This window comes from Oceanospirillum linum, assembly GCF_001995095.2.
GTDB classification, from domain to species: Bacteria; Pseudomonadota; Gammaproteobacteria; order Pseudomonadales; family Halomonadaceae; genus Oceanospirillum; species Oceanospirillum linum.
Genome location: NZ_MTSD02000003.1, coordinates 42,892 through 57,884, shown reverse-complemented (window position 1 = coordinate 57,884; position 14,993 = coordinate 42,892). Strand labels below are relative to the sequence as shown.

At 49.7% G+C, this 14,993-nt stretch carries 11 protein-coding genes and 4 tRNA genes; 12 read left to right on the top strand and 3 right to left on the bottom strand.

Going from position 1 to position 14,993, the window contains the following annotated elements; all coding sequences use genetic code 11:
- Positions 1–11 precede the first annotated feature (11 nt).
- Both BTA35_RS08280 and BTA35_RS08275 read right to left on the bottom strand, forming a co-directional pair.
- Positions 12–1,319: an ATP-binding protein gene (locus BTA35_RS08280; RefSeq protein WP_078319355.1), complete on the bottom strand. Its 1,308-nt coding sequence runs from the start codon at positions 1,317–1,319 to the stop codon at positions 12–14.
- On the bottom strand, positions 1,320–1,973 hold the full coding sequence (locus tag BTA35_RS08275) for a response regulator (protein WP_078319354.1): 654 nt from the start codon (positions 1,971–1,973) through the stop codon (positions 1,320–1,322). It abuts the gene before it with no gap.
- Positions 1,974–2,653: 680 nt separating this feature from the next.
- Between BTA35_RS08275 and BTA35_RS08265 the strand changes: the two genes are divergently transcribed.
- From BTA35_RS08265 to BTA35_RS08255, 3 genes are read left to right on the top strand one after another with little or no spacing between them, the layout of a single operon-like run.
- Positions 2,654–3,253: an SCO family protein gene (locus tag BTA35_RS08265; RefSeq protein WP_078319352.1), complete on the top strand. Its 600-nt coding sequence runs from the start codon at positions 2,654–2,656 to the stop codon at positions 3,251–3,253.
- 22 nt (positions 3,254–3,275) lie between these two features.
- A complete protein-coding gene (locus BTA35_RS08260; RefSeq protein ID WP_078319760.1) occupies positions 3,276–4,850 on the top strand; it encodes a methyl-accepting chemotaxis protein in 1,575 nt (524 codons plus the stop codon).
- Between the two features lie 50 nt (positions 4,851–4,900).
- Positions 4,901–5,398, top strand: a complete 498-nt coding sequence (locus BTA35_RS08255; RefSeq protein WP_078319351.1) for a CinA family protein — start codon at positions 4,901–4,903, stop codon at positions 5,396–5,398.
- Positions 5,399–5,519: 121 nt separating this feature from the next.
- On the opposite strand, the gene BTA35_RS08250 is transcribed toward BTA35_RS08255, so the two are convergent.
- A complete protein-coding gene (locus tag BTA35_RS08250) occupies positions 5,520–7,427 on the bottom strand; it encodes a DNA topoisomerase III (RefSeq protein ID WP_078319350.1) in 1,908 nt (635 codons plus the stop codon).
- Positions 7,428–7,670: 243 nt separating this feature from the next.
- On the opposite strand from BTA35_RS08250, the gene recA reads away from it, so the two are divergent.
- The 9 genes from recA to BTA35_RS08205 all read left to right on the top strand — a co-directional run bounded on the left by recA (position 7,671) and on the right by BTA35_RS08205 (position 14,979).
- The gene (gene recA / locus BTA35_RS08245) at positions 7,671–8,765 is read left to right on the top strand and encodes a recombinase RecA (RefSeq protein WP_078319349.1); all 1,095 of its coding nucleotides are present in this window, start codon (positions 7,671–7,673) and stop codon (positions 8,763–8,765) included.
- A gap of 183 nt (positions 8,766–8,948) precedes the next feature.
- Positions 8,949–9,455, top strand: coding sequence for a regulatory protein RecX (locus BTA35_RS08240; RefSeq protein ID WP_078319348.1), 507 nt, complete (start codon positions 8,949–8,951; stop codon positions 9,453–9,455).
- A 211-nt stretch (positions 9,456–9,666) separates the two neighbouring features.
- Positions 9,667–12,327, top strand: coding sequence for an alanine--tRNA ligase (gene alaS / locus BTA35_RS08235; protein WP_078319347.1), 2,661 nt, complete (start codon positions 9,667–9,669; stop codon positions 12,325–12,327).
- Positions 12,328–12,471: 144 nt separating this feature from the next.
- Positions 12,472–13,704, top strand: a complete 1,233-nt coding sequence (locus tag BTA35_RS08230) for an aspartate kinase (protein ID WP_078319759.1) — start codon at positions 12,472–12,474, stop codon at positions 13,702–13,704.
- Between the two features lie 437 nt (positions 13,705–14,141).
- Positions 14,142–14,330, top strand: coding sequence for a carbon storage regulator CsrA (gene csrA, locus BTA35_RS08225; protein WP_078319346.1), 189 nt, complete (start codon positions 14,142–14,144; stop codon positions 14,328–14,330).
- Between the two features lie 93 nt (positions 14,331–14,423).
- Positions 14,424–14,516: transfer RNA gene (locus BTA35_RS08220), tRNA-Ser, on the top strand.
- Positions 14,517–14,561: 45 nt separating this feature from the next.
- A tRNA-Arg gene (locus BTA35_RS08215) sits at positions 14,562–14,638 on the top strand.
- A gap of 71 nt (positions 14,639–14,709) precedes the next feature.
- A tRNA-Arg gene (locus tag BTA35_RS08210) sits at positions 14,710–14,786 on the top strand.
- Between the two features lie 116 nt (positions 14,787–14,902).
- Positions 14,903–14,979, top strand: a tRNA-Arg gene (locus BTA35_RS08205).
- The last annotated feature ends 14 nt before the right edge of the window (positions 14,980–14,993 follow it).

Genomic DNA, 14,993 nt, shown 5'->3' with positions numbered 1-14,993 from the left:
CGGTGGGAATATTAACTTTGCATTAAGTGGTCAAACGTCAGGCAAACCCTCAGGCCTGGCTCTGCATCTTCCAGAGCGAGTTGGCTGCCGTGGAGTCTGGCAATTTGCTGGCTGATGGCTAATCCCAGGCCAAGCCCCTCCGTCCTTTGGTCAAGCCGGGCAAAGGGTTCCAGCATCGCCTGGCGTTTTGGAGCCGGTATACCGCGACCGTTATCTTCAATAATCAGCCTCAGCCGGGATGCTGTTACCTGCATCTTCAGAGAGACATGATCTGCAGTTTCGGCGTGGCGTGCCGCATTGTTAAGCAGGTTTTCAACCAATAGTGAGATAAGTGTCGGATCGCCTTCAATGTCAAAGTCCGACAGTGCGTAATCAAACCGGATACCGGCCTGCTGCAATCGTGATTCTGAGCGTTGGCAGACATCCTGAAGGGCTGTTCGGATATTAAAACGGCTGCAATGCTGTTGCCATTGTCCGGCCTCAATTCTGGCAAGTATCAGCAGCTGATCAACCACATGAATCAGGCGGTCAACTTCCTTCCGAACGGATTTGTGATCCGTATCCGGCATGGATAGTTCTAACTTGAGTGTGGTCAGAGGCGTTCTGAGTTCATGGGCAACGTCGCTGGTAAAGCGTTTCTCACGCTGCAGCGTTTCTTTGATACCTGTGATCAGCCGGTTCAGGCTGGAGGTGATGGCCTGAAGCTCTGTCAGGCGGCTGATTTGTGGTAGTTCACTGAGGTCTTCTGCATGGCGCTGCCGGATCAGATGCACGAGACGGTTCAGTGGCGCGGTCACCAGATTCAGCAGCACCAGTAACAGGAAAATACTGATCAGGTTGCCGAGCATAATCGGCAGTAAAACATCTTCTGTAACGTCCCCTTTGATATCGTTAGCCATATCATCACGGCGCATCAGTTTGATCAGAAGGTCTCCCTGTCTTAGCTGATACCCTTTCCAGAAGTGATTCATATGCTGCATCTGAATAACGCCGGACTCGGTGCTGCCGTAGTGCCGCTCCAGATTAAAATTACTGGCATACCAGTGTTCTTTCAGATGTTCTACTGAGATCAGGAAAGTATCTTCATGGTCATCAATAAAAGATTCATTAAGGAAAACCTCCAGTTCATCGGCGGCAATATGGCCCCGGTCGATCAGCCGGTAGAGAAGTTGGGTTTGCTGCTGAATATCTTCATAGAGCAGCTCTGACAGTTCGTCATCAACGGCTAGCCAGGTGATAACAGGTGTGATTAAGGCGGTCAGGGCAATGCTTATGCCCAATGCCCAGGCCAGTTGTTTTAGTTTCAGCTGTTGTTTCATTTAGTTCTCAACAATACGGAAGCCACGGCCACGAAGCGTTTCAATGCGTTTTTTGCCCAGTATTTTTCTCAGAGCGTGAATATAGACATCAATTGTATTGGATTCAGCTTCATTGCCGCTACTGTACAGTTGTTGTATCAGACGTTCCCGGCTGACCGGTTTGCCTCCGGCATGTATCAATACGCTCAGCAGTTCGTGCTCTTTTCTGGGGAGTGATATCGGCTGATCCTGAAGGTAAAAGGTATTCTCCGCAGGTGAAAAGCACAAATCACCAGAGTAGATCCGGTCTGTTGCCTGCCCCGCCTGTCGCCTTAACAGGGCTCTTATTCTTGCCAGTAGCTCCTCTGGAGCAAAGGGTTTTACAATATAATCATCGGCACCTGTATCTAATCCCTGCACACGATCATCCAAGGTATCCCTGGCAGAAACAATCAACACGGATGTTTGATATTTTTGCCGAATCTGTTTGAGCAAGTCCACGCCGTTGCCATCCGGTAGCCCCAGATCCAGCAGAATCAGGTCGTAGTCATGGGCTGAAATATGAGCGATTGCTGCACCCATTGAACGCACCCAATCAACCCGGTAATAAGTTTTGAGCAGGCGCAGCATAACATTGCCCAGGGGAATATCGTCCTCAATCAACAGTAAATACATACCTTGTGGTTACCTTCCATGAATCTATGATTAACGGCCCTGCCGAAAATATAGCGGCTATTTTAACGGGATATAGTGGTTGCTGGCATTATTTTGCAACGCACAACCTGCTGTTTTTACAAAATGCAACCCGCTATCACCCGGGCCTATCGGCACCATAGACGATTTGATTCTCATAAAGTGGCTACGGAGGCTGTATTTTATAACAATGGGTTGATCAAAGCCTTTGCTCATCTGTGGATGAGCGTGTTGGGTGCTTATGCAGAGGTCTATGTTTAGGATGATAATAAAGAGAGGTTTGTTAAAGATGTTGTTAAAAACCGGGTCAAGTTAATGGAAGCGGCTTGCTTCTGGTTTTAATCAGACCGTTTCGCTTAAAAGTAAACTTTATTTCCCAATAAATTCAAATAAACCTGTGACGTAAATCGAAGCGGTTTTACTTGTTAACGGAGCTATTAGTATGCTGGGTGTATCAGGAATAAAAATAATGAACTTATAGTTCAGGGGGTTATATTGTTGTATAACAATGCTTAACAAAAAACATCAATGTCTAACAGTATTAGGCACTGCTTTATTGATCTGAATCATGTATATTTGCCGCCAATTTATAGCTGCCGAAACCTGAGCTGACGTATCGTTGCTCCGGCTTGCTATTATCAATAGGTTTTAAGTGGATAATCATGGCATTGGCGTACTCTACTAAACAGAAACTAGGTGGGTTGTTACTATCGCTTTCAATGGCTGCACTGCTTTTTGCTCTGCCCTTTTTACCTGCTCTACTGAATTCTTCTGATTATTATGGGCTAAAGCGCAATCTCGATATTAAAGATCTGAAACTACCCCATAGCGAGGATAATCCTCTTAATATTTTATTCTTTGGTTACTTACAGTGCGGAACTGTTTGTCCGCAGCAATTATTAAACCTTAAAACGCTGCACGACCGTTTAGCCGATCAGCCAATACGTTTTCTTTTTATTACTATTGATCCTGACAGGGATACCCCTGAAAAACTGCAACGTGCGATGTCTGCCCTAGGGCAAGGCTTTCAGGCGATACGACCTGCTTCACAGGAGAAGGCACAGGACTTGGCAAGAATTATGGCTGATACAGTCTCTGTCAGACCGGATCAGCAAGGCTACGAAATAGATCATAGTGGCTTTATCTATATCGTTAGCCAGGATCAGCGCTTGGAGCTGGTTTATACCTCGGCTGCTCTCGACCTTAACCGGGTAGAGCAGGATCTGAAACGTTTGATTAAAGAGTTCGAAGACAGGGCATAAAATGACAGGTGGAAGGAGAGATATGAACGGAAATGGTGTAACGGTCGGGCATGGCTTTGCAGGCAGGAATGCTGCTGAGGAAAACCGTGCAATAAGCTCAGCCAGTCAGGCACAACAACAGGTGCTCTCATATGACCGGCAGATGCTGACTATTTTACTGCTTCATATTCCGGTTGTAGGGCTATTGGTGCCCTACGATTATGGTACGACTGTTTTTGCACTGGTGGCTGCCCTTATGGTTGGTGGTTTGGCTTTTGTCGGCTACACCCTGTTTAAGGGTACCCGGGTTTGTTCCGTACTGTTTGCCGCTTGTCTGATGCTGTTTTCAGCCATTATGATTCAGGCGCAAATGGGTCGTATTGAGATGCACTTCCATATCTTCTCTGCGCTGGCACTATTGATTGTCTACCGGGACTGGTTACCGGTTCTGACTGCAGCTGTGGTCATTGCGGTTCATCACTTACTGCTGACTGCTCTGCAGCTTTCCGGTGTTCAGCTGGGTGATATGGATATCATGATTTTTAACTACGGCTGCAGTTGGGGAATCGCTTTTTTGCATGCTTCATTTGTTGTTTTTGAGGCCGGTATCCTGACTTATTTTGCCCTTCAGATGGGCGCTCAAAGAGACCAGGCAGCAAGAGTTATTGAACTGGTGGATCGATTCCGTAGCGAAAAAGACCTATCTGAGCGGATTGAGGCCGGAAACGCAGCGGGTGAGTCTTTCAACTATCTGATCGATCAGTTTACCGGTCTGGTTGGGCAGGTTAGGGGGTTATCTGGTCATCTGAAGCAAAGTGTTGGTGAGCTTGTTACCGTAAGTGAATATACAAACAGAGTCTCCCAGGAGCAGGATAGAGAGCTAAGCTCCGCCGCAACCTCAACCCAGGAGATGACTGTGAGTGTTGAGCAGGTGGCTGAAAATGCCCAACAGGCCTCTGACTCTGCTAATCAGGCAGTAGAAGCTGCGAGGGAAGGGACAGGCAGCATGTATCATTCAATTGAAATGACAGAGATGACCAATCAGGCTCTGGAAGCGGCTATTACTCAGGTAAATGAGCTTGTGAGTAAAGTAGGCTCTATCTCTGATATTACCGGCTCAATCAGTGATATTTCAGAGCAGACCAACCTGCTGGCACTAAATGCTGCCATTGAATCTGCGCGGGCCGGTGAACATGGGCGTGGCTTTGCTGTGGTTGCGGATGAGGTGCGGACACTTTCCCAGAGAACTCAGGAATTTACGCTGGAAATTAGAAATACAGCGGATGAACTGGGCCGTATCTCTGAAGCAGTGCTCCGCTCCATTGAACAGGGGCATCAGAGATCTGAGGAGACGCTGACTTCGATTCAGAGTGCCGGTGCGGCTATTGAGCATATTGAAAGTGCTATCGCCCAGGTGAATGAGCTGAATCAGCAAATTGCATCCGCAACAGAGGAGCAATCTTCAACCTCGAATGCCATTAATGAAAATTTACATGCCATAATGGAATCAGGGCAAAATCTGGTTGAAGGGGCTCAAAGATCACGTCAGATGGCGGATCAACTGGATCAACAGGTTCTCGATGTTGATAAACTGATTAGTGGCTACAAAATCGCCTGATATCAGTTGGCCCTTTCAGAGCAGGGTATTTTCAGGACAGAGGTAAACAGATGGCTGCTTTAGACTCCCGCTACGACATAATAGAGCAACTGGCTAACCGGTTGTGTGACGGTCAGACTATGATGGCTACGGCTGAATCCTGCACCGGTGGCGGGATTGCTCAGGCTCTGACCTCAGTGGCGGGCAGCTCTGCTTGGTTTGATGCTGGCTTTGTGACGTACTCTAATCAGGCTAAAAGCCGGATGTTAGGTGTAGCGGCAGAGGCCATTGCAGAGCACGGCGCTGTCAGCAAGGTTGTTGTCGGGCAGATGGTATCAGGGGCTATCAGCAACAGTGAAGCCTCATATGCTGTGGCTGTCAGCGGTGTCGCAGGCCCCGGTGGCGGGAGTCCTGATAAACCGGTTGGTACCGTCTGGATCGCCTGGGGCAGTGCCTCTGATATAGAGGCCGAGTGCTTTTTGTTTGATGGTGATCGTGATGCTGTTCGGGAGCAGACCATAGATACCGCTTTGCAGCGGCTATTGACCTTTCTGGATGAACAGCCATAACCCTCATATCTTTATCGATGGATTGTGTGACCTATCCGGCCCGTAGGGTGCATAAGCCCCGAGGAACGAGGGGCGTCATGCACCGATGATGACACGTACAGGGTTCACCGCATCAGGGAAGCTACTTTTTACGCCGCCTTTTGGCCGTAGGCTTTTTAAATGCAGTCTGGCTTTTTAAGCCTGAAACTCCGCTCATCTGAGTCGCCTTTGCCTGATCGACCAGCGCTTTCAGATCCTCAAGCATCGGCTGCATAAAATCATTGTAGCGTTTAGCTTTCTGGCTGATGGCGTCGAGCTGGCTTTCCCACTGAGCCGTTCTATCCGGCAGAGTAGTGGATTGGGGAAGATTGCGAATCAGGACTTTGCCTGAGTCTGTGGATAAAACAAGCTTGCTCTGACGACGGATAAAGCCGCGTTTTATCAGTAGCTCAATAATGCCTGCCCGGGTTGCCTCTGTACCCAGTCCGTCGGTTTCCTTCAGAATTTTACGCACCCCGGCATCGTTGACAAAGCGGCTGATGCCGGTCATTGCGGCCAGTAACGTGGCATCGGTAAAGTGCTTTGGTGGTTGCGTTTCCTTGACCAGCAGCTCCCCACCGCTGCACCAGAGGGTATCGCCCTGCCTGAAAGAGGGGAGATACTGCTCCTCGGGTTCCTGCTTCAAAAGCGGCTTCCAACCAAGATCCTGATTCTGGCGGGCTTTGGCAATAAACCGTCCTCCCTTGATCTCAAACTCTGCCGTTTGCGTCAGATAGCGATATGCCGGAAAAAACTGCGCCAGATAATATTGGGCTATTAAGCGATAGATTTTCTGTTCCGTGTTTGATAATCGACTGATATCAGAAACTTTTCCGGTGGGAATAATGGCATGATGGGCATCCACTTTGCCGTTGTTCCAGGCTTTGCTTTTCAGTTCTGGGTTGGCCTTTGCGACAAAAGCTGCTGGGTGTCCGTTTCCCAGATTCCGGCCTATTGCAGTTAATACCTGATGTCGGTCGCCCCACTGTTCTGTGGGCAGGTAGCGGCTGTCAGAGCGCGGGTAGGTGATCAGATTATGCTTCTCGTATAAGCCCTGACAGGTATCCAGCACCTGTTGAGCTGAAAGTCCGAAGGCCTTGTTGGCGGTGATCTGTAGCTGAGACAGATTAAAAGGCAGTGGCGGGGCTTCCTTTTTCTGTTTCTCTTCCCGTCGGATGACATAGGCGGGTTGCTGACTGATGCTCTGGACTACATGCTCCGCCAGCTTACGATTGATCACCCGGCCCTCTTCATCCTGATGGGGCTGGCAAGCATCGCTTGGCACCCACTTGGCGGTAAAACTGACAGGATCGCCTTCAACAGGCTGGAGATGAGCCAGTACGTCATAGAAGTCTTTGGGACAGAAATTGGCGATCTCTTCATCCCGACGAACCACCAGACCCAGCACCGGAGTCTGTACCCGGCCGACAGAAAGTACCCCTTTATAGCCAGCTTGCTGCCCCTTTAAGGTGAACGCCCGGGTCAGGTTGATACCATACAGCCAGTCAGCCCGACTGCGGGCAAGGGCAGAGGTGGCCAGAGGAATAAAATCACGGTTAGCCCTCGGGTTAGCTAACGCTTTTTTGACAGCTGCCGGGGTTAGGTCATTGATCAGTATCCGCTGGGCATTTTTGATTTTATTGGCCGGGGGCTTGAGATAGCTGATCACCTCGTCCACCAGCAGCTGGCCTTCTCGATCCGGATCACCGGCGTTCACCAGTTGACTGGCTTTCTTTACCAGCTGGCGCAATACGCTAAGTTGCTTTCGGGTTTTAGGTTTGGGCTTGAGCTGCCACTCATCGGGAATAATGGGGAGTGTACTGAGCTGCCACTTTTTCAGGGCCGGGTCATAGCTTTCAGGATCGGCCTGTTCTAACAGGTGACCGATACACCAACTGACGCAGTCGCCATTGGCGGCCTCTATATAACCATCATGCTTTTTGTGAGGTTTTGGTAATACAGCGGCGATAGCTCGGCCTAAACTGGGTTTTTCCGCAATATAAAGTTTCATCGGTCTGCCAGACGGTTATAATTCGAAGTTACCTGATTTCTTTGGCTTCAGAGACTTATCCAGTATCCAGACGGGTCAAAAGCTCGGGTTAATAAAACTAATTGAGCCCTAATATATCGGTATCTTTTTGATTCGAAAGCATTTTTAAAAAGGGCTCCTGATAGGTTCTGTGAATACTGTACACCTATACTGTTTTCATATACAGTGTTTCGCAGTTTAAGGATCTTAATCAAAAGGTGTGTCATGTCTGATCAAGAAAATCGCCAGAAAGCTCTGTCCGCCGCACTAGGCCAAATTGAACGTCAGTTTGGTAAAGGTGCTGTAATGCGTATGGGCGAACAGCCTCGTGAAGCTATCCCCGCGGTATCAACCGGGTCTCTGGGGTTGGACGTTGCGTTAGGTATTGGTGGTCTGCCTTTTGGCCGTATTGTTGAGATCTATGGCCCTGAATCTTCCGGTAAAACCACACTGACACTTCAGGTGATTGCTGAGGCACAAAAAATGGGTAAAACCTGTGCCTTTGTTGATGCGGAACATGCACTGGACCCCATCTATGCTGAGAAGCTGGGTGTGAATCTGGACGATATGCTGGTTTCCCAGCCGGATACCGGTGAGCAAGCACTGGAAATCACTGACATGCTGGTACGCTCTAATGCCGTAGATGTGGTGATTGTTGACTCCGTTGCAGCTCTGACACCCCGCGCTGAGATTGAAGGTGAGATGGGAGACTCCCATATGGGGCTGCAGGCGCGTTTGATGTCTCAGGCGCTGCGTAAAATCACCGGTAATATCAAAAATGCCAACTGTCTGGTGATCTTTATTAACCAGATTCGTATGAAAATCGGCGTTATGTTTGGCAACCCTGAGACCACCACAGGTGGTAATGCCCTGAAATTTTACGCCTCTGTTCGTCTTGATATCCGCCGTACGGGTTCTGTAAAACAGGGCGATGAAATCGTGGGCAACGAGACCCGCGTCAAAGTGGTGAAGAACAAGGTATCTCCTCCATTTAAGCAGGCCGAATTCCAGATTATGTACGGTAAAGGTATTTACCACGCCGGTGAAGTGATCGATCTGGGTGTACAGCACAAGCTGGTGGATAAAGCCGGTGCCTGGTACAGCTACAACGGAAGCAAGATTGGTCAGGGTAAAGCAAATGCGGCTCAGTACCTGCTGGATAACCCTGAAAAAATGGCTGAACTTGACAGTAAGCTGCGTGAGTTATTATTGACTCCGGCTCCGGGCAAGGCTGAGCAGAAAGCTGAGTCGGAAACTGAGGTCAAAGCTGATAAGGCAGCTAAACCTGGCAAAGCAGCTCCGTTGAATGATGGTAACTAAACCTGTGTTTTAATGCGGAGTATTTCGGTGCAGGTATCATAGCGCTGTAATAATCAAAAGGGTGTACCGGTGACGGTGCGCCCTTTTGGCTTTTTGCCGGCCGATGCCATATCGGGCTGATCCACTGAGAAAGTGGTTATCTGGCTTTGAAATGAAGGGTGTCGCTTACCAGAGAAAAGATAGATGGCAAAAAAATGTGCAGAAACAGAATCTGAACTTTTTCAGATGGCGATGGAGTATCTTGCACGTCGGGACCATGCCGAGAAAGAGCTGCGTCAGAAGCTCAGAACTAAGCTGGATAAAGAAAATGAGCAGGCTGCGCAATGGTTGGACTCTGTTATTCAGCGCTTGCAGGAGATGGGCTACCAGAGTGATGAACGCTATATTGAGATGCTGGTACGGGCTCGCGCTGAAAGAGGTTATGGTCCGCAGTATATCCGTCAGTACCTGCAGCAGTATCAGTTGGATAGCCTGCTGATTGAGGAGTACCTGGATCCGAAAGATAAAGCCTGGAATGAACGGGCATTGGCTCAGCTGGAGAAAAAGTTCCGCCAGCCAAACCAGGATTTTAAAATGCGACAGAAACAGCAGCGGCACCTCTACCAGCGAGGGTTTTCCGGTGACAATATCCGTTGGGCGCAGGCACGATTTGATGAACAGGGTTTTCCGGATCATGATGACCTGTATTGAGGATTTGCTTTAGGGCTTTCTACGCCGCAAATTCCCGGACAGTACAAAAGTAATACTACCTTTCCTGTGGTTAGGTCTTATAATGTTGGTCTTTTATTTGGGATAAAAAGCCACACTTATCATTTAGTCGGTGGATCATTTCTCCCCTTGCCCGCCTCCTTGTCAGGAAGCAGGGCCCTTAGACCATGTATTAGCCAACGGACCCAGTTGTATGAAAAGCGCAGAAATTCGCCAGGCTTTTTTGAACTTCTTTAAGTCAAAAGGCCATCAGATTGAATCCAGTAGTTCACTGGTGCCCGCCGATGATCCAACCCTGCTATTTACTAACGCAGGTATGAATCAGTTTAAAGATTGTTTCCTCGGTCTGGAAAAGCGACCTTATACCCGTGCCACCACTTCCCAGAAGTGTGTCCGTGCTGGTGGTAAGCATAATGACCTTGAAAACGTGGGTTATACCGCCCGTCACCACACTTTCTTCGAAATGCTGGGTAATTTCAGCTTTGGTGACTACTTTAAACAGGATGCAATTAACTACGCTTGGGAGTTTCTGACCTCCGGGCAATACATGGGCATCCCGAAAGAAAAACTGTATGTCACTGTTTATGAGTCCGATGATGAAGCCTATGACATCTGGACGAAAGAAGTCGGCGTACCTGAAGCGCATATGATCCGCATCGGTGATAACAAGGGTGCTCCCTACGCTTCAGATAACTTCTGGGCGATGGGTGATACCGGCCCATGCGGTCCTTGTACCGAGATTTTCTATGATCATGGTGAAGATGTCGAAGGTGGCCTGCCGGGTACGCCGGAAGAAGACGGCGACCGCTTTATCGAGATCTGGAACGTGGTTTTCATGCAGTTCAACCGTACTGCAGATGGCGAGATGCATCCTCTGCCAGCACCGTCTGTTGATACCGGTATGGGTCTGGAGCGTATCAGTGCGGTGATGCAGCATGTGCATGCAAACTATGAGATTGATCTCTTTCAGAGCCTGTTGAAAGCGGTTGCGGACGCAGTGGGCTGTGCAAACGATGATAACCCGTCGCTGAAAGTTATTGCTGATCACATTCGCTCATGCAGCTTCCTGATTGCCGATGGAGTGATCCCTTCTAACGAAGGCCGTGGTTATGTACTGCGTCGTATTATTCGTCGCGCCTGCCGTCACGGCAACAAGCTGGGTGCCAAAGGTCTCTTCTTCCACAAGGTGGTTGATGCTCTGGTTGCGGAGATGGGCGAAGCCTTCCCGGAACTGAAGACCCAGCGTGACACTATCGTTCGTCTGCTGAAATCTGAGGAAGAACAGTTTGCTAAAACCCTGGAGCAGGGGCTGCGTATCCTGGAGCAGGATCTGGCAGAGCTGAAGGGTAAGGTGATTCCCGGTGAGGTGGTGTTCAAACTTTATGACACCTACGGTTTCCCGATGGATCTGACCGCAGATATCGCCCGTGAGCGTGATCTTGAGGTTGACGAAGACGGTTTTGAAGCCGCTATGGAAGCCCAGCGGGAGCGTGCCCGTGCCGGCAGCAGTTTTGGTCTGGATTACAACAGCCTGATCAAAGTGGATCAGGACACGGTGTTTACCGGTTATGACGCGACTCAGGGTGAAGGTAAAATCATCGCTCTGTTCCGCGATGGACAGGAAGTAGAGCGCCTGAACGCAGGTGAAGAAGGTGTGATCGTACTGGATCAGACACCTTTCTATGCAGAGTCCGGTGGCCAGGTAGGGGATTGCGGTACTTTGATTTCAGGGGCTAAGACGGCAGGCGCTAGTCGTTTTGATGTACGGGATACGCAGAAAGCCTCTAATGCCCATGTACACCACGGTGTGTTGGTTGAAGGCTCTTTGGCGAAAGGCGATACCGTTAACGCTCAGGTTGAAGCAGACCTGCGTGACCGTACAGCCCGTAACCACTCGGCAACCCACCTACTGCACGCCGCCCTGCGACAGGTGCTGGGCGAGCATGTTCAGCAGAAAGGCTCCCTGGTTGATAGTCAGCGATTCCGTTTCGATTTCAGCCACTTTGAAGCCATGACCGATGCGCAGATCGCTCAGGCGGAAGCGATTGTCAATGCTCAGATTCGCGCTAACACCCCGGTTCAGACCGAACTGATGGAGCTGGAAGCGGCGAAAGAGAAAGGCGCAATGGCGCTGTTCGGTGAGAAATACGCCGGTGAAGTGCGCGTGCTGACCATGGGCTCCGGCTCTGATGAAAACGAGAGCTTCTCCATTGAGCTGTGTGGTGGTATCCACGCCAAACGCACGGGTGATATCGGCTTTATCCGTATCACCTCTGAAGCGGGTATCGCATCCGGTGTGCGCCGTGTTGAAGCGGTGGCAGGTGCTGAAGCACTGACCTATACCCAGGCGCGTGAAGCGCAGCTGTCACAGGCTTCAGCTCAGCTGAAAACCAAACCGGAACAGCTGGTTGAGCGGCTGACCGCATCGATGGATCGCAGCAAACAGCTGGAAAAAGAGCTGGAGCAGCTGAAAGCCAAGCTGGCCAGTGCCGCAGGTTCTGACCTGGCGGGTCAGGCGATTGAAATCGGCGATGTGAAACTACTGGCGATGCATGTTGAAGGTGCCGACGGAAAATCTCTGCGTGACCTGATGGATCAGCTGAAGAATAAACTGGGCCGTTGTGCTCTGGTTCTGGCAGCCGTGAAGGGGGACAAAGTATCCCTGATCGCCGGTGTCAGCAAAGACCTGACCGGACAGATTAAAGCTGGCGAACTGGTCAACCATGTTGCCACCCAGGTGGGTGGTAAAGGTGGTGGACGTCCGGATATGGCTCAGGCGGGTGGTAGTGATCCTGCGGCTCTGCCTGCAGCACTGCAATCAGTACAGGCCTGGGTGGAATCCAAGCTGGCCTAATATAGCTTTAAGTTCATAAACGCGCCCTTCGGTCCGAAGGGCGCTTTGCTGTGTGCCGGATTTTATACCGGTCAGGAAAGACTAAAAAACGAAGCAAGCCCGGTTTTTTTCCGGGTAAAAACAAACCCTAACGGAATGCTGATAATGGCTCTTTACGTTCAAAAATTTGGTGGCACCTCGGTTGGTTCCATCGAGCGTATCAAAGCCGTAGCTGAAAAAGTGAAAGGTTACCGTGCAGAGGGTCATGATGTTGTTGTCGTGGTCTCTGCAATGAGTGGTGAAACCAATCGCTTGATCGCACTGGCTCATGAAATTAATGAAGAACCGACTCCCCGTGAAATGGATATGCTGGTATCCACCGGAGAGCAGGTGACCATCGCTCTGCTGTCGATGACCCTGAATACATTGGGTTGCCCGGCGGTATCTTACACTGGCCCCCAGGTCAGTATTACCACAGATAGCTCCCATACTAAGGCCCGGATCAAACAGATCGATGATCAGAAAATCCGCAATGATCTGAATGAAGGTCGTGTGGTGGTGGTGGCCGGTTTTCAGGGGGCTGACGAAAACGGCAATATTACCACCCTGGGACGCGGAGGCTCTGACACCACGGGTGTCGCACTGGCCGCAGCCTTAAAAGCCGATGAGTGCCAGATCTTTACTGATGTGGATGGTGTTTACACCACAGACCCACGGGTTTGCTCCAAAGCGAAGCGTCTGGAAACCATTACCGTGGAAGAGATGCTGGAGCTGGCCAGTCTCGGTTCTAAGGTTCTGCAGATCCGTTCTGTTGAATTTGCCGGTAAATACAATGTTCCCCTACGGGTTTTGTCCAGTTTTGATGACCAAGGCCCGGGTACTCTGATTGTTGCTGAGGAAGCTGACGCGATGGAAGATCCATTAATCTCAGGTATCGCCTTCACGGCGAATGAAGCCAAACTGACTGTTCTGAATGCACCGGATCTGCCCGGTGTTGCCTCTAAGATTCTGGGCCCGATCGGTGCCGCCAATATCGAAGTGGATATGATCGTACAGAACGTGGCTCCCGATGGTAAAACTACGGACTTTACCTTCACTGTCAGCCGGGGCGACTATAAAAAAGCCCGTGCCGTACTTGAAGGTGTGGTCGCTGAGCTGGGGTCAGGCGAGATCTCCGGTGACAACGCCATCGCAAAAGTGTCTCTGGTGGGTGTAGGTATGCGCTCCCATGCAGGTGTTGCCTCCAGAATGTTCCAGGTTCTTTCTGATGAGGGTATCAACATCCGTATGGTATCCACCTCCGAGATTAAAATCTCGGTGGTCATTGATGAAAAGTTCATGGAGTTGGCTGTACGTGCTCTGCACACAGCATTTGGTCTGGATAAAGAGGAAGAGTAGGTCTCCTGCCCATTACTCTTTCCGGGTCTGACCCGTTAAAAGCCTGCATTTTTGTGCAGGCTTTTTTTGTTCTGCTAACCTTTTACACGGCTCTGGCCTGTTGTAAGTCTATAGCCTGCTATTTTTTATGGCTCTGTGTTTATGGTTAGCATAGGTTCTGACTCATAGCCCGATAGTTTTTGCCGACAATCTTTTTTGAATCTGCTAACGTAATATTAAGCGTAAAGGTTCAATGGAAGTGATTAGTGAGATGTGGTCATTTTTTTACAGCAAAAAAGCAGATATCAGAACCTTGTGACAGGAAAGTGTTGAGCTGCTGCTAATTTACCGCATAATATGCGCTCTTTTTACAAGATGGCCTCTACATCCATCTTTATAAAAGCCAGCCCCTAACCGAGATAAGGTCTGGCATCCCGAGGAAGTAAGGAGATTCAACGATGTTGATTTTAACCCGCCGTGTAGGCGAAACACTGATGATTGGCGATGAAGTAACCGTAACGGTTCTGGGTGTTAAAGGTAACCAGGTTCGTATCGGCGTAAATGCACCTAAAGAAGTTGCGGTTCACCGTGAAGAGATTTATCAGCGCATACAGCGCGAGAAAGAAGATTCCGAGGGGGACTCATAGCAAGCTGCGGTAACTATCGGGAAAATAACTAAATTTTTTTCGATACTAGTATAGACAAGTTATAAAAACGTGGTATTATTTGCCGCGTGTTTCGGAGAGGTGGCCGAGAGGCTGAAGGCGCTCCCCTGCTAAGGGAGTATAGGGTTTGTAGCCCTATCGAGGGTTCGAATCCCTCCTTCTCCGCCACATTTTTTTTGATACGTCTGTTCTTTGAACGATATATCATATAACCCGCTCGTAGCTCAGCTGGATAGAGTACCTGGCTACGAACCAGGCGGTCGGAGGTTCGAATCCTCCCGAGCGGGCCATTTAAAATGTGGTACTTGGTTGTTCCAGGTAAACAAACTCTTTCAGGCAGAGTCAAAAAACCTGAAATCACCCGCTCGTAGCTCAGCTGGATAGAGTACCTGGCTACGAACCAGGCGGTCGGAGGTTCGAATCCTCCCGAGCGGGCCATATTTTGAAAAGCTGTAGTTCATTGAACTACAGCTTTTTTTATTTTCTGATGATGGCAGTTTTACCTCAAATCAGAAATAACCTGTTGCAGGCATAGGTAAAACGCCTGATATCACCCGCTCGTAGCTCAGCTGGATAGAGTACCTGGCTACGAACCAGGCGGTCGGAGGTTCGAATCCTCCCGAGCGGGCCATTATTTAAAAACCG